General features: G+C 56.9%; 14 protein-coding genes. 9 read left to right on the forward strand and 5 right to left on the reverse strand.

The genetic code is table 11. The features are described from left to right. Positions 1 to 41: 41 nt before the first annotated feature. Positions 42 to 1,058, reverse strand: coding sequence for a C4-dicarboxylate TRAP transporter substrate-binding protein (locus tag ACR0BU_RS00490; RefSeq protein WP_298932393.1), 1,017 nt, complete (start codon positions 1,056 to 1,058; stop codon positions 42 to 44). A 428-nt stretch (positions 1,059 to 1,486) separates the two neighbouring features. Here ACR0BU_RS00490 and acs point away from each other — a divergent pair, with 428 nt between their 5' ends. From acs to ACR0BU_RS00530, 8 genes are all read left to right on the forward strand, one after another. Then, positions 1,487 to 3,451, forward strand: coding sequence for an acetate--CoA ligase (acs, locus tag ACR0BU_RS00495; RefSeq protein ID WP_480735300.1), 1,965 nt, complete (start codon positions 1,487 to 1,489; stop codon positions 3,449 to 3,451). A gap of 7 nt (positions 3,452 to 3,458) precedes the next feature. Beyond that, positions 3,459 to 4,142 (forward strand): adenylate kinase, encoded by a 684-nt coding sequence (locus ACR0BU_RS00500; RefSeq protein WP_480735298.1) that lies wholly within the window; start codon positions 3,459 to 3,461, stop codon positions 4,140 to 4,142. 181 nt (positions 4,143 to 4,323) lie between these two features. Beyond that, positions 4,324 to 4,605: a DUF4212 domain-containing protein gene (locus ACR0BU_RS00505; RefSeq protein WP_299078517.1), complete on the forward strand. Its 282-nt coding sequence runs from the start codon at positions 4,324 to 4,326 to the stop codon at positions 4,603 to 4,605. Positions 4,606 to 4,610: 5 nt separating this feature from the next. After that, on the forward strand, positions 4,611 to 6,395 hold the full coding sequence (locus tag ACR0BU_RS00510) for a sodium:solute symporter family protein (protein WP_298932401.1): 1,785 nt from the start codon (positions 4,611 to 4,613) through the stop codon (positions 6,393 to 6,395). Between the two features lie 108 nt (positions 6,396 to 6,503). After that, a complete protein-coding gene (locus tag ACR0BU_RS00515; RefSeq protein WP_299078514.1) occupies positions 6,504 to 8,327 on the forward strand; it encodes a putative nucleotidyltransferase substrate binding domain-containing protein in 1,824 nt (607 codons plus the stop codon). A 66-nt stretch (positions 8,328 to 8,393) separates the two neighbouring features. Then, on the forward strand, positions 8,394 to 8,912 hold the full coding sequence (locus ACR0BU_RS00520) for a hypothetical protein (RefSeq protein ID WP_298932405.1): 519 nt from the start codon (positions 8,394 to 8,396) through the stop codon (positions 8,910 to 8,912). 2 nt (positions 8,913 to 8,914) lie between these two features. After that, complete coding sequence (locus ACR0BU_RS00525) at positions 8,915 to 10,327, forward strand: 3'-5' exonuclease (RefSeq protein WP_480735295.1); 1,413 nt, start codon at positions 8,915 to 8,917, stop codon at positions 10,325 to 10,327. Positions 10,328 to 10,416: 89 nt separating this feature from the next. Then, the gene (locus tag ACR0BU_RS00530) at positions 10,417 to 10,917 is read left to right on the forward strand and encodes a flavin reductase family protein (RefSeq protein WP_480735293.1); all 501 of its coding nucleotides are present in this window, start codon (positions 10,417 to 10,419) and stop codon (positions 10,915 to 10,917) included. On the opposite strand, the gene ACR0BU_RS00535 is transcribed toward ACR0BU_RS00530, so the two are convergent. From ACR0BU_RS00535 to ACR0BU_RS00545, 3 genes are read right to left on the reverse strand one after another with little or no spacing between them, the layout of a single operon-like run. Next, a complete protein-coding gene (locus tag ACR0BU_RS00535; RefSeq protein ID WP_300067278.1) occupies positions 10,914 to 11,393 on the reverse strand; it encodes a DUF6505 family protein in 480 nt (159 codons plus the stop codon). The two genes, ACR0BU_RS00530 and ACR0BU_RS00535, sit on opposite strands and share 4 nt — an antisense overlap. Next, positions 11,390 to 12,088, reverse strand: coding sequence for a biotin/lipoate--protein ligase family protein (locus tag ACR0BU_RS00540; protein ID WP_298932413.1), 699 nt, complete (start codon positions 12,086 to 12,088; stop codon positions 11,390 to 11,392). Before ACR0BU_RS00540 ends, ACR0BU_RS00535 begins: the two co-directional genes overlap by 4 nt. Continuing rightward, entirely contained in the window at positions 12,085 to 13,146 is a 1,062-nt protein-coding gene (locus ACR0BU_RS00545) for an Mrp/NBP35 family ATP-binding protein (protein WP_480735291.1), read from the reverse strand. The genes ACR0BU_RS00540 and ACR0BU_RS00545 overlap by 4 nt, the downstream gene beginning before the upstream one ends. 108 nt (positions 13,147 to 13,254) lie before the next feature. Here ACR0BU_RS00545 and ACR0BU_RS00550 point away from each other — a divergent pair, with 108 nt between their 5' ends. Further along, the gene (locus ACR0BU_RS00550; RefSeq protein ID WP_480735290.1) at positions 13,255 to 13,983 is read left to right on the forward strand and encodes a c-type cytochrome; all 729 of its coding nucleotides are present in this window, start codon (positions 13,255 to 13,257) and stop codon (positions 13,981 to 13,983) included. Here ACR0BU_RS00550 and ACR0BU_RS00555 read toward each other — a convergent pair. After that, complete coding sequence (locus tag ACR0BU_RS00555; RefSeq protein ID WP_480735288.1) at positions 13,977 to 15,932, reverse strand: 4Fe-4S binding protein; 1,956 nt, start codon at positions 15,930 to 15,932, stop codon at positions 13,977 to 13,979. The two genes, ACR0BU_RS00550 and ACR0BU_RS00555, sit on opposite strands and share 7 nt — an antisense overlap. Positions 15,933 to 16,073 lie beyond the last annotated feature (141 nt).

Raw genomic sequence — 16,073 nt, forward strand, 5'->3', positions numbered from 1 at the left:
AAAAATTCCGGGCGCCCTATAGAGACGCCCGGTTGCTGAGATCAGTTGCCGCCGCGCTGCTGCTTCAGCGTCAACTGCACCAGATCGTATAGGTCCTGCCCAGGCAGACCTTGTGCGGTCATGTCTGCAATCCACTGTTCACGGATCGGATCAGCAGCTGTGGTGCGGAATTCATCGATCACGGCATCGTCGATCATGACCTTCTGAACACCCTTCTCTTCCAGAACACTGTCCCATTGTTCAAGCAGGCCGCCATAGTTCGCCAGATAGTGATCAATGGCCTCATCGATGGAGCTGTTCAGCGCTTCGCGATGTTCAGCAGGCAGCGCTTCGTAAGCGTCGATGTTCACCACAACCGGGCAATTGACCGTTCCGGGGTTCAGGTTGGCGGTCCACCAATCGGCTTCGTTGATTGTGCCAAAGGACAGATGCGCGTGCTGGGCAAAGGCCACAGTATCGACGACGCCGGATTCCATTGCGTTATAGGCTTCGGTCGCCGGAACGGATGTCGGCACACCACCAACGGCCTCGAAAGCCTGGCCAAGACCACCTGTGGCCCGGACGCGCATTCCGTCGAAATCAGCCAACTCATCACGTGGCTCGCCCGTTCCGACGATATTATACTGAGGCATGGGCGACGTCATGATGATGCGCGCATTCCATTGTGCCATCTCGTCCTTAACGGCAGGATGATCATAGACGGCGTGGCTAACTGCGACTTCTTCGTTCAGGTTGTTGACGCCAAGGAACGGCAATTCCAGAACAGTAATCGCACGGTTTTTGTCCCGGTGGTAACCCGCGCAGAACTGAGCCATCTCGAAGGCACCAATTTCGATGCCATCCAAGTTTTCCTTGGGTTTGGACAATCCGCCGTAGCTGACGTTGATCGTAAAATCTCCGCCGGTTTTTTCGCTGACCAACTCGGCCAGTTTCTCGACATGCTCGGTAAAGGCGCGGCGTTTGCCCCAAACGGACGCGTTCCATTCGGTGGCTGCGGCTTCGGATACGAAGGCAACGCCAAGGGCGGCGACAGCTGCACCGCTCAACATCTTTTTCATCGTAAGTTCTCCCATTGTGCGCCCCTTCCCGAGGCGCTTGCAAAAGAAGCTAGCGCCAACATTCGGATGTGCCAACCCTGGATAAAGGCGGGCAGATCAAGGACCGGTTCGGTCAGGTGTTCTTTTCCAGACTGGTCAGGTCTGATGAGAAACCGCTTCCAGGTGCTGCCTGCACATTCACACGCAAAGACTCGTTACATTCAAACATTTGTATTATTTGTAAATTTTCCACGCCTGAAAAATTTATTAACAGCGACTGTCAACGACGAGAAATTTATTTACAAACAAATCCAAGGATTCCTGCTATTTATTTATTTCTTTTCTGAACCCCGTATTATTCCGATCGGGGAGGAACGGGATCGACATTGCCCGATCGATTGGCAACAAAGATCCTAATTTAGTCCAGTCCAGAGGGAGGAGCCTCAAAAATGACAACCGCTGCCCAGGCAGATGCCAAGACATATCCGCCATCCGCAGAAACTGCTGCCCGCGCACATGTTGACGCTGACAAGTATGCCGACATGTATGCCGCCTCGATCAAAGATCCTGATGCTTTCTGGGGTGAGCAAGGCAAGCGCATTGATTGGATCAAACCGTTTTCTCAGGTCAAAGACGTCAGTTACGATTTTGGCGCAGTCAAAATCAACTGGTATGCAGATGGCACGTTGAACGTGTCGGCCAATTGTCTGGACCGCCACTTGAAAACGCGTGGCGACGAAACCGCCATTATTTGGGAACCGGACGATCCAAACGAGGCCGCACAGCATATCTCCTATGCCGAGCTGCATCGCCGTACCTGCCGGATGGCCAATATTCTGGAATCTCTGGGCGTACGTAAGGGCGATCGCGTTGTCATCTACATGCCGATGATTCCCGAAGCTGCCTACGCCATGCTGGCTTGCGCGCGGATTGGCGCAATTCATTCGATCGTGTTTGCTGGCTTCTCACCCGATGCTTTGTCGGCACGGATCAACGGCTGTGACGCAAAAGTAGTCATTACCGCTGACGAGGCCCCGCGCGGAGGTCGCAAGACTCCGCTGAAGTCCAACGCGGATGCAGCCCTGCTGCACTGTAAAGACACGGTGAAATGCCTGGTGGTCAAACGCACTGGCGGCCAGACCACTTGGATCGACGGTCGCGATTTCGACTATAACGAAATGGCGCTGGAGGCCGATGACTACTGCGCCCCTGCTGAAATGAGCGCCGAAGATCCGTTGTTCATTTTGTATACGTCCGGTTCAACCGGTCAGCCAAAAGGCGTCGTACACACAACTGGCGGCTATCTGGTCTACGCCGCGATGACCCATGAAATTACCTTCGATTACCATGAAGGTGATGTGTATTGGTGTACCGCTGACGTGGGCTGGGTCACCGGGCACAGCTATATCGTATACGGTCCGCTGGCCAATGGGGCGACCACGCTGATGTTCGAGGGCGTTCCAACCTATCCGGATGCGTCCCGCTTTTGGCAGGTCTGCGAAAAGCACAAGGTCAACCAGTTCTATACGGCCCCTACAGCTTTGCGCGCCCTTATGGGGCAAGGCAACGAATGGGTCGAGAAATGCGACCTAAGCGATCTGCGGACCCTTGGCACCGTCGGCGAGCCGATCAACCCCGAGGCCTGGAACTGGTACAATGAGGTTGTCGGTGGTGGTCGCTGCCCCATCGTAGATACTTGGTGGCAGACTGAGACCGGCGGTCACCTGATGACCCCTCTGCCAGGCGCACACGCGATGAAGCCTGGCTCGGCCATGAAGCCCTTCTTCGGCATTGAACCGGTGGTTCTGGATCCGCAATCGGGCGTCGAAATCAATGGCAATGGTGTCGAAGGCGTTTTGTGCATCAAGGACAGCTGGCCAGGTCAGATGCGGACCGTCTGGGGCGATCATGAGCGGTTCGAGAAGACCTATTTCTCGGATTACAAAGGTTACTACTTTACCGGTGACGGTTGTCGCCGCGACGAAGACGGCGACTATTGGATAACCGGCCGTGTCGACGACGTGATCAACGTCTCGGGTCACCGCATGGGCACCGCCGAGGTCGAAAGCGCGCTGGTAGCGCATGCCGCCGTGGCAGAGGCCGCAGTGGTTGGCTATCCCCATGACATCAAAGGGCAAGGCATATATTGCTACGTCACGCTGATGAACGATCGTGAACCCAGTGATGAGCTTATGAAAGAGCTGCGCACCTGGGTCCGGACCGAGATTGGCCCGATTGCATCCCCGGATGTGATTCAGTGGGCCCCCGGCCTGCCTAAGACACGGTCTGGCAAGATCATGCGCCGTATCCTGCGCAAAATTGCCGAGAACGACTTTGGATCACTAGGTGACACTTCGACCCTTGCGGATCCGTCGGTGGTTGAAGACTTGATCGAAAACCGGGCGAGCAAGTGAGGGTGTGATGGATACAGCCACGACTACCTCACCCGCCGTTCTTATCCTTCTCGGCCCTCCGGGCGCCGGGAAGGGAACGCAAGCCCGCATGCTGGAAGACAAATTCAGCCTGATTCAGCTGAGCACGGGCGACCTGTTGCGGGCGGCTGTTGCTGCCGGAACCGAAGCTGGCAAAGCTGCGAAGGCCGTGATGGAGGCTGGCGATCTGGTCAGCGACGAAATCGTCATTGCAATCCTGCGCGACCGTATGGCCGAGCCGGATTGTGCCAAGGGCGTTATTCTGGATGGCTTTCCGCGTACAACGGTTCAGGCCGAAGCGCTGGATGGGTTGCTGTCTGAAAACGATCAAAAGATCAGTGCGGCTATCAGTCTTGAAGTTGAAGACGCAGAAATGGTGATCCGCATTTCAGGCCGCTACACCTGCGCAGGTTGTGGCGAAGGGTTCCATGATCAGTTCAAGCAACCAGCTGTTAAAGGCAAATGTGACAAATGCGGTCACACCGAATTCAATCGACGTGCCGATGACAACGCCGAAACTGTGGCTTCACGGCTTGAGGCATATCACGCCCAAACCGCACCGCTGATCAATCACTACGAAACACACGGCGTCCTGCAACGCACGGATGCCATGGGGAAAATCGATGATATCGCCAGTGCTCTGGAAGGGATCGTCAGCGACGCAATGAGCTAAGGGGGAGGAGACAAGCCCAAGGGCTTTGATCCTGAAACAGAATACTTCAATGGACCCGCCTTGGCGGACCAGAGAGGTTTTGCCTGACACCAGCTGGTGCTTGGCACAATCGAGACGCGGCCCGCGGCGCTAGAGGTGTTGGGCACGGGTCGCCCAACGAGGAAGCGAAGGAGGAACCGCAATGGCGGATCAATCATCTAACTCCGCGCAGACTGCCGAGTCCGATAAGGGCTATTGGCAGGCCAACCTGCGCCTCATCTACATCAGCCTCGCGATTTGGGCGCTGGTGTCGTTTGGATTCGGCATCCTGCTGCGTCCGATGCTGTCGGGGATCGCCGTTGGCGGTACCGATCTGGGCTTTTGGTTCGCGCAGCAGGGATCGATCCTGGTCTTTCTGGTGCTGATCTTCAACTACGCCTGGCGCATGAATAAGCTGGACGCCGAATATGGCGTTGAGGAGTAAACCCCATGGATCAGTTTACCATCAACCTACTATTTGTCGGCGCGTCCTTTGCGCTCTACATCGGCATCGCGATCTGGGCCCGTGCGGGTTCCACATCAGAGTTCTACGCCGCCGGTCGCGGCATTCACCCTGTCACCAACGGTATGGCGACAGCGGCAGACTGGATGTCTGCGGCTTCGTTCATCTCGATGGCGGGCCTAATTGCCTTTACCGGCTATGACAACTCGACCTTCCTGATGGGTTGGACCGGTGGCTATGTGCTGCTGGCGCTGTTGCTGGCGCCGTACTTGCGCAAGTTCGGCAAATACACCGTGTCGGAGTTCATCGGCGACCGCTTCTACAGCCAGACAGCCCGTATCGTTGCGGTGATCTGTCTGATCGTTGCGTCGGTGACTTACGTGATCGGTCAGATGACCGGTGTGGGCGTGGCCTTTGGCCGCTTCCTTGAAGTGTCAAACACCACCGGTCTGCTGATCGGCGCGGGCGTTGTGTTTGCCTACGCGGTGTTTGGTGGGATGAAAGGCGTGACCTACACGCAGGTCGCTCAATACTGCGTGCTGATCACCGCCTACACCATCCCGGCGATCTTCATCTCGCTGCAGCTGACCGGCACACCTGTTCCGGCGCTGGGTCTGTTTGGCGACACTGCAAGTGGTGAGCCACTGTTGACCAAGTTGGATGCGATCGTGACCGAGCTGGGCTTTAACGAGTATACAGCCCACCACTCAAACACGTTGAACATGGTATTGTTCACGCTGTCGCTGATGATCGGTACGGCCGGCCTGCCGCACGTCATCATGCGCTTCTTCACAGTACCGAAAGTATCTGACGCGCGCTGGTCCGCCGGTTGGGCGCTGGTGTTCATCGCACTGCTGTACCTGACCGCCCCTGCGGTTGGCGCCATGGCACGCCTGAACATCAGTGACATGATGTGGCCCAATGGTGGCATCGAAGGTGGCGCAGTTTCGGTCGAAGAAATCGACAACGATCCACGCTATGATTGGATGGCAACTTGGCAGAAAACCGGTCTGCTGGACTGGGAAGACAAGAACGGCGACGGCAAGATCCAGTACTACAATGACAAGTCCGAAGCCATGACTGCCATCGCGGAAGAAAAGGGCTGGGTCGGCAACGAACTTACCAATTTCAACCGTGACATCCTGGTTCTGGCCAACCCAGAGATCGCCAACCTACCCGGTTGGGTGATCGGTCTGGTCGCTGCCGGTGGTCTTGCAGCTGCTCTGTCAACCGCTGCGGGCCTGCTGTTGGCGATCTCGTCAGCTGTGTCCCACGACCTTGTCAAAGGGGCCATCAACCCGCAAATCTCGGAAAAAGGAGAGCTGCTGGCGGCGCGGATCGCAATGGCCGTTGCCATCGTCGTGGCTACCTATCTTGGTCTGAATCCACCGGGCTTTGCGGCGCAAACCGTGGCCTTGGCGTTTGGTCTGGCAGCAGCCTCGATCTTCCCGGCGTTGATGATGGGGATCTTCTCGACTCGCATCAACAACACCGGCGCGGTTGCTGGCATGTTGGCAGGTCTGACCGTCACTCTGGTCTACATCTTCCTGCACAAAGGCTGGCTGTTCATTCCGGGCACCAACTCATTCACCGATGCTGATCCGCTGCTGGGTCCGATCAAGTCGACCTCGTTCGGTGCCATCGGTGCAATGATTAACTTTGGGACTGCCTACGTTGTCGCAGGCATGACCAAAGAGACCCCACAGGAGATCAAAGATCTGGTCGAAAGCGTTCGCATTCCCCGTGGTGCGGGTGCAGCTCAGGATCATTGAGCCTGATGCGGTCGTTGGATAACCTCTAAAGGCCGCGTCTTTCGACTTACTGTTCCCGCCCGGCATACCACCGGGCGGGATTTTTCTAAAAGAAACCCGGAGGCACTGATGACATCGTCGCAAAGTCGGATCATCCGGTTTCTGAAATCCGTTCACCCCTATGACGCCCTGCCCGACCCTGTGATGAACGATCTCGCACAAAAAATCCAAGTGCATGAGATCGAAGAGAACTCTGCGGTCTACGAACTGGGCCAGGAGTTGCCCGGGGTGTACATCATCTACGAAGGACAGGTCGAAATCACGGATGAGAACGGCGCCGTCGTATCTCATCTGGGATTGCGGAACTCCTTTGGCGAGCGTGGTCTTCTGAAAGACGGGATCGCCCTTACCAACGCCCACGCGCATATACCAACTGTGCTTTTCGTCGTGCCGACCGGGATGTTTCATTCTTTGATCAAAGAATATGACATTGTATCCCGGTTCTTTAACCGAAAACGGGCCAGCCGTACGGGCCCTCAAAGCCTTGCCACCACGGCAATCGACGTGCTGATGGCGCCTGCCCCAGAAACATGTGACGCATCCATCCCTGTGCAGAAGGCCGCGCAGATCATGCGGGACAAGCGTATATCTTCCCTTTGCGTGACAGAGGGCGACGGCCTGGTGGGCATTGCGACCCTGCGCGATATCTCAAGCAAGTTCGTGGCCAACGCCATGCCCGACACCACCACGATTTCCAAGATTATGACGCCCGATCCCATCACCTTGTCACCCAGCGACATCGGCTCGGATGTTCTCCACGTAATGATGGAACGCGGTATCGGCCATATCCCGATCTGCGAAGGTGGGCATCTGATTGGCATTGTGACGCAAACAGACCTAACCCACTATCAGGCCGTCAATTCCGCTGAGATGGTGCGCCGGATCGCTCGCGCAAAATCGGCCGAAGAGATGACCTTGGTCACCGCAGAGATCCCGCAGCTATTGGTACAGCTCGTGGCAGGCGGAAACCGGCATGAAATCGTAACGCGTCTGATCACTGACATCGCAGACACAGCCACCCGTCGCCTTTTGGCCTTGGCCGAACGGAAACTAGGGTCACCGCCCGCCCCTTATCTGTGGCTGGCCTGTGGCTCTCAAGGTCGGCAGGAACAGACCGGTGTGTCGGATCAAGATAACTGCCTGATGCTGGATAACAGTGTGACGGATGCCGACCTACCTTATTTTCAGGAACTGGCCAGGTTTGTCTCAGACGGGTTGGATACATGCGGATACTTCTATTGCCCCGGTGACATGATGGCGACCAATCCGCGCTGGTGTCAGCCCGTTCGGGTCTGGCGCGATTACTTCCGAGGGTGGATCGCAAAACCAAATCCCGAAGCACAAATGCTGGCCTCAGTCATGTTCGACCTGCGGCCCATCGGTGGCCAGTTCGAGCTCTTCGAGGACCTGCAGGCTGATACGCTGAGTGCCGCCAACGCGAACTCGATCTTTGTGGCCCATATGATTTCCAATTCTTTGAAACACACGCCGCCGCTGGGGCTGCTGAGAGGATTTGCGACGATCCGATCCGGTGAACATCGCAACACGTTGGATCTAAAGCACAATGGTGTTGTACCGGTCGTCGATCTGGCGCGGATCTACAGCCTTCAGGCACAATTGACCGAAACGAACACCCGCGCCCGTTTGAAAGCTGCAGAATCCACGGGCCTCCTCAGCCCATCTGGTGCCCGGGACTTGCTGGATGCCTATGATCTGATCGCAGAAACGCGGCTGGAACATCAGGTCAGGCTGGTCAAATCCGGCGAAAAGCCAAACAACTACCTACCGCCGTCGGATTTGTCCGACTTTGAGCGAAGTCATCTTCGGGATGCGTTTGTTGTCGTAAAAACGATGCAATCGGCGGTTGGTCATGGCAAGGGAATGCTGAGCTGATCGCAGTGTGATCGGCTGAGGTTCAGAACACTGCGGGCGGCATAGTCCGAAGAACGGAGAGACGAGATGTTTCTGGAATTGATCGGCACAGTCTTTGCAGGCATTGCGTTTGCGGGCGTTGTGATGGCGCTGAACAAACTCAGCGGCGGCCGTCTGCCCCGCTGGGCGGCACCGGTCGCTGCGGGTGTGGGCATGATCGGAGTAACCGTCGCCAGCGAGTACTCGTGGTACAACCGACAGCTCGAAAACCTGCCCGAGGAGTTGGCGATCATTCAGGAAGTGGAAAGCCGCGCCTTCTATCGTCCGTGGACCTATGCGGTGCCCTTCGTAGATCGATTTGCCGCCATCGACACAGTGTCCGTGCGCACCAACGATCAAGTGCCGGACCAACGTCTGGTCGATCTGTATTTCTTTGGCCGCTGGGCTCCGGTCTCGAAAATGCCCGTGGCTGTAAACTGCGCCGAAAACCGCCGCGCCAATCTGGCGGATGGTGCCGAATTCGCCGATGATGGGCGCCTGTTGAACGCAGATTGGTTCACCGCCGGATCAAGCGACCCCATCATCGAGGCCACTTGCGGAGTGTAGTTATGCTGACCCGTCTGAGCCTACGGATCAGAATTTTCTTGTTCTTCTGCTTGCTTGCCTTGGGCGGGTTGGTTGTCAGTTCCGTCGCGCTTTGGGTCAGTTATGTCCGGTTGGACAATCCAGAACTGCTGACCGCCTTTGTGTTTGCTGAAATTCTGATCGGATTCGGAATGCTGGCAATGGTTGCCGGGGTTTGGCTTTTGTTTGACGACAACATAGCCAAGCCTATTGAACGACTTTCCGCCGAACTGCGTGCCCGGGCGCATGCCGGGGTTAGTACAGATATGGACCTGCAAGCCGCCAGGTATCTGGGCGATCTGGCCCCCGCTGCGGCAGGTCTGGCCGATCAGCTTTCTGACAAGACCCTCAACATCGCCGAGGCGGTCGCCGTTGAAACCGCACATTTAGCAGCAGAAAAGCAGCGATTGACCGCCCTTTTGACCGAGATCCCGGTGGCCATGTTGCTGGCCAGCCCGACCCATAAGATCGTCCTGTATGATGCGCAGGCTGCCGAAGTCCTGGCTCAGATCTGCCACCCCCGCCTGAACGCTTCGCTGTTTGAGTACCTGAAACCGGGGCCGTTAGAGGACGCCTATTCCAAACTGGTGAAAACCGGGATGGACGTGGAATGCAAGCTTATCAGCATTGACGAAAACCAGAGCTATTCGGCACGCATGAAACCGTTGGGTGATGCTCCAGGATACATGTTGATTTTCGAAGACAGCACCGCGCGCATCTCGCCTGATGCCGCGCGCCCACTGGTTTATGATTTTGAGCTTCTGCACACTGCAGCAGAGGACGCGTTAGAAAACCGCGCCTTGCCCGATTTGTGTTTTGTTGTCTTCGACACCGAAACCACCGGCTTGCTACCGCATAAAGACGAAATTGTCCAAATCGGCGCGGTGCGGGTCATCAAGGGTCGGATCGTTGACTCGGAACAGCTGAATATGCTGGTGAACCCGGGCATTCCGATCCCGGCCGCCTCGACCAAAGTACATAAAATCAATGATCGGATGGTACAGGGCGCACCAGATATTGCCAAAGCCGGAAAGGTGTTTCATCAGTTTGCACGCGACGCGGTGATCGTCGCGCATAATGCACCTTTTGATATGGCTTTTCTGCGGCGGCACGCCGATGACATGGGCGTCGAATGGACCCATCCCATTCTGGATACGGTCTTGCTATCGGCGGTTTTGTTTGGCGCCAGCGACACGCATACGCTGGATGCGCTATGCGAACGGCTGGACATCACCATTCCTGACGCGTTGCGCCACACAGCGCTGGGGGATGCCCTTGCGACGGCCGAAGCTTTGGTCAAGATGCTGCCCATGCTGCAAGCCCGAGGCGTGACCACATTTGGCGCGGTCTTAGTTGAAACGCGCAAGCATGGACGGTTGCTGGAAGACCTGAACTGATCCGGACAGCCTTGCGGGCGCTGTCAGCTTTCCATGGACAATCTCTTCGGGTCATGGCACCTGATGCGCGAGCACAGAACGAGCGCGTCATGACCGAAAGAACCTTCTCACCCGGCCCGGATCAAAGCGGCGCGTTCCGCGAGGCATTGGGATGTTTCGGCACCGGCGTAACCGTTATCACGACAAATACCGAAAACGGCCCGCGCGCGATTACCGCAAACTCGTTTTCGTCGGTGTCGCTTGATCCGCCTTTGGTCTTGTGGTGTCTCGCCAAAGACTCCAACCGCTTTAATGCGTTCAGTAAGTGCCAACACTATTCCATCCATGTTATGGCGCAGGATCAACAGGATCGCGCCTTGAGATTCGCGCGTGACGGAACAGATTTCTCGCACGCTGAATGGCGAACGGATGACGCCGGACGTCCGCAATTGACCAATTGCCTGGCGCGGTTTGATTGCCACCTGCACGCCCGACACGAGGCAGGTGACCACCTGATTGTGGTCGGCCATGTGGACCAGGTGATGTATCGCACAGGCAAAGGTCTGATCTTCAAGCGCGGCCAGTTCGGCGGCTTTGTCGACTTGATCTAATCGTCCAGCGAGCCGTGAACGGCCAACGCCTCCAATTCGGCCTCTTGCGGGGTGATCACTCGAAACGCTTCACGTACACCTGTGTCCGTCAACTCACGTGAAACTGTCAGCAATGTATTTGGATCGTGGGCATCGCAAAGCTCTGACATATGGTCAATTTCAGCTTGCGCGACGCCCATTGCGGCCTCGGCTGACGGTGCGCCATAGAATTGCACAAAATGCTCGGCCAGGTTCTGTTTTGCCCGTTCGATTTCCGCTGGTTCAATCTGTGTCACGGCCACGAAGGTGACGCGCCCGAAAGTGTCCAGACCCAGCCAGCCGTTGGCGAAAGCCTGACGTGGCTTTCCTTCCAGATCCCCCGGGCCCCAGTTGGAAAACTCGAACCCGCCCGAGATGCACCATTCACCCGTGCGTGCAGGAGAGTGAAAGACGTTCATATCACTTTCATCAAAGTGAATAGCACGGGCCAGTTTCATCTGTCAGTCTCCAGCAATTGTGTGAGAGGGCGCAGATGCGTATCTGATCCATTCCGGATGAGCATTCCAAACCGCTCATCCGTTCCTAGAAAGACACCCTCTTCTCCCAGCGGTTCTCCGACGCCTTGCAGCAATCCCAGCCATTCGCTGTGCAAAGGTGCATTGCCATCCTGTTGCCAGCGGTTCAGCCAGGTCAACATGTGGCGTGACCAGCTTTCGACCAGCTGTGAGGCCGACACATCGGCGCAGCCCTCGTCATAAAGCGCTGTGACGTCCGGCGTATCTCCGGGGGCATCACTGGTCTGCAACAAGGACAGTTCCCACCCCACAACAAGCCAATCGGGAAAATCTGTCGGCTCGGTCGTGGACGCTGCAACATCGAACTGCCCACATTTGGCACCGTTCACGCAGATCAGCCCGTCCCACCCAAGATGCACTGCAACTTCGGGTGGGGCCAAAGCGCCCAGCGCGTTCTGAAACCCTACTGCGCATAAGGGCAGCATAGCCATCGCATCCTGCAAGGAAACCTCGGGGGCAAACACGATGGCTACACGCAGCCTGTCAGCCTGGATGTTGTAAACAACGGCCCCTGCATCGCACCCGAGTGCGGCCATTGACTGCGCGCGCTCAAAGGGATCTTCCCCTCCCTGCACAGGGTGGCCTGATAGCAGTGGTGGGAAGACGAGCTCGCTCATGCAACGCCTTTTGTGATCAGATCGCGCGCAATTTTTCGGAACGCTTCGGCCTGTTGGCTGTCAGGCTTGCTGACCACGATTGGTGCGCCACCGTCCGCGGCGACGCGGATATCCAGATGCAGTGGGATCTCTCCCAACAACGGAACGCCCAGCGTTTCGGCCTCTGATGCAACGCCGCCATGGCCGAACACATGCTCTTCGTGCCCACAGTGCGAGCATATGTGCGTGGACATATTCTCGATCATTCCGACGATTGGTGTCTGGAGCTGGTTGAACATGTCGATCCCCTTACGAGCATCGATCAACGCTACATCCTGCGGGGTTGAAACCACAATGGCACCATCCACTTTGAACTTTTGGCTCAGCGTCAGTTGCACGTCGCCGGTCCCGGGCGGCAGGTCCACGATCAGAACGTCCAACGCGCCCCACTGGACCTGGCTCATCATTTGTTGCAAAGCGCCCATCAACATAGGTCCGCGCCAGACAACGGCCTGCCCTTCGTTGGTCATCAGCCCCATCGACATCATTGTGACGCCATGATTGCGCAGCGGCAGGATTGTCTTGCCATCCGGGCTGGCCGGACGACCAGAAACCCCCAACATCCGGGGTTGCGACGGGCCATACACGTCAGCATCCAACAGACCGACACGACGTCCTTCTGCGGCCAGTGCACAGGCGAGATTGGCTGAGACAGTAGACTTGCCCACACCACCCTTGCCAGAAGCTACGGCAATGATCCGATCTACGCCGGGCACGGCTTGCGGACCAGTTTCCGACGGCCGAGGCTTGGGCTTCAATTCAGGCGGCGCCTTGTCTGAATGCGCCGTCATCATCGCCGACACGTTACCAACACCCTCAACCATCTGTGCGGCCTGTTCGGCAGCCGCACGTACTGGCTCCATCCGTTCGGCCTGCTTGGGATCGACCTCAAGCACAAAGCGGACGGTATCGCCTTCAACATTCAACGCGCGCACCACGCCAGCGCTGACAATATCCTGCCCGGATACGGGGTCGGTTATCTTTTTCAGGTTCGCAAGAACCGCATCGCGGACACTCATGCCTCAATCCCTTTGAACTGCGCCACCGTGTGGTTGCTTTTCATTGCATGTGTCTCCGTCTTTAACCGTTCATTTGACGCATTTGCCCCTTGCCCGTTAGGCTTGGTCATGCGCTTTGTCCTTTTGTGCCTGAGCCTGACGCTCACCGCCAGCCCCTCTTGGTCGCAAGAGGCAATTGGCCTCGCCGCCCCGGCCGAGGTTTCGGGCTCTGGCCTGTTGCAACATATTCTGCCCCGCTTCTCTCTCAAGACCGGCATACGCGTGATCGCAGATGAATCCGGTACAATGTCCATTACGACTACACCATCCGGAGACCCTGTCTTTGCCCGTGACGGGATTATCTACCACCTGAACATTGACGACGATCCCCGTCAGGATCGGTTCCGCGAGTGGATGCTGTCCGATATCGGCAAGCGTACAATCGAAAGCTATGCGCCCCCTCAGGGCTCGGCGTTCAGCGCGAGTTTTGAAATCACTGCAACAGAAGAAACCACGACCTTGGATGGTGACGCTGTATTGGGCGAGAAGCTGTCGATGACCCATTGCGGGCGATGCCATGTGATCGGACCCAAAAACCGAATGAACGGTTTGGGTTCGACCCCGTCTTTTGCCGTGTTGCGCGCCATGCCGGATTGGTCGGATCGATTTGAAGCGTTCTTTGCATTGAACCCCCACCCGGCGTTTACGCAAATCGACGGGATCACGCCTCCTTTTGACCCGGAACGTCCCTCGCCCATTTATCCGGTTGAAATGTCGGTGGACGATCTTGAGGCGATCCTTGCCTTTGTCTCGGTCATCAGCGCAGCCGATCTGGGCGCGCCTCTGCAACATCAGTGATCTTTCCGTTTTGAAAGATAATCGTCTGTCGTAACGACACGTGGCTTTGGTTTGGATTGAAACGGATTATCCTTAAGCTGAAACTGCGCATTCACCCTGCAATCATCGCACATCTGGATCATGCGCGCCTGCTCGGACGTGGCAAACATCGGATGTGTTCCTGACAGCTTGTCCATAATGCGCTCGACCGTCGACTTGACCCCAAACAAAGCGCCGCATTCGACACAGGCAAATGGTTCCTCTTCATTCAGCACTTGCTGGGACAAGGCCGCATCGCTCAGATCAAATTGGGGAACCAGGGTTATGGCAGTCTCGGGGCAAATCGTCCGACACAGCCCACATTGCAGGCACGCGTCTTGCTGAAAGTTCAGTTGCGGCATGTCCGGGTTATCGATCAACGCACCCGAAGGGCACAGCGATACACAGCTGAGGCACAATGTGCAGGCGTCAGTATCTACCGCAACGGCCCCATAGGGCGCATCTTTCGGCAGTGGCAGCGGGGCCTCGGCCTGTGGGTTCAACGCTTGTGCAGCAAGCCGTGCGATCTGTCTGCGATTGCCCAGCGGTAACACCGGATCGGCCAACGGGGCCGGAACCGTTTGGTCATAAAGACGGTTAGACATTGCATCGGGATCGGCGTCATCAATCAGGCCCAATCCAGCGTCTCCGGCGATGGCCTGCGCCAGCTCAAGCTCACGATCCAACGCATCCCGTTCGGTTGTTGGCGACAACAGGACATCGACCCGCGCAAACCCATGCGCTAAAGCGGCGAGCATCTCGGCATGGCCAAATCCTGAAATCACGCCAAGCTCCAAGGGGATGACATCCGCTGGCAAGCCCCGTCCAAAGCGGGCGGCCAGGCGGATCTTCTCGGCCCCATGTGCATCATGCACCAACAAACGCGGCGCGACACCCCCCGCGCGGCGGTAACTGCGGGCCAGAATGTGCATCCGTGACAGCAGCGCCGATACCGGAGGATCTTCATATGTGATTGCGGTTGAAGGGCAAACCGCAGCGCACGCTCCGCACCCGGCGCAAACCATTGGATCGATTGAGACATGTTCACCCGCGGGTGTGATCGCCCCAGTTGGACAGATATCCAGACAGTTCGTGCAAGCAACCTGTTCGGCCCGGGAATGAGCGCACAAGGTTTCTTCCATGCGGACGTATAAGGGTTTCTCAAAAGTTCCGACCAGTTGCGCCGCTTCAAACGCCAAACGTTCAACTGCAATTGTATCTCGGGGGTCGGCGCGCAAATAGCCTTCGCGTTTGGCCGGGGCCGACACAAAAGCCTTTCCCCCGGTTAGGTCTATCAGGATGTCACAAGACGACCGTGCACCGTCCCGAGGGTCGGTCCAGCCAAACGGGCCACGCCCACCAGGTTCTAGTTGTTGCAACGCATCCAATTTGATCAAAAAACCACCCAATGCGCCTTGGACCGCCCGAACCTGGCCGCGGACCACGTCATAAGCGCGCGAAACAGGCTGAGAGTCGTCTGAAACCACGACCGTGACAGCCAGCGTTGCAGACAGCCGCTCTGCAAGGTCAAACGCCACATCTCCAGGACCGATAATGCAACAAGTGCCTTCGCTCATCACATCTACGCTTTGTGTGACCGGCAGCGGTAAAAGGGCCTCGGCAGCCAGGGCGGCCATCTTCGCGGACGCATCCTGCCCTTGTTCCGACCATCCCGCGCGGTCGCGCAGATCGACGAAAGCTGGGGTTTCCATGTCCAGATCTGCAGCGAGATCGCGAAACACATCCTGCTCCTGCCCACAGGCGATCAGAACGGCTTCGCCATCTTTCATAAGCTCAGCAGCGGTGCTCATTTCGCGAGTACACAAAGCGGTATGGACCTTCGAGCAAGCGACATCACAGGCTAAAGCGATCTGGTCCGCATCCAGTGATTGCGTCCCCTCGCAATCACAGAGCAATAGTTTGGTCACCATATTCCTCCCCCGGACAGCTTCCATTCTAACAGGACATTAGGCTGTACCCCCCCAGACGCAATGTAAACCCTGCGGGCCACGTCGTTTTCAACAACCCGACACATCGTTAACACCTAAAAACAGGGGCGTCCGACAACAAGA

Source organism: Ruegeria sp. CK2 (assembly GCF_056536585.1).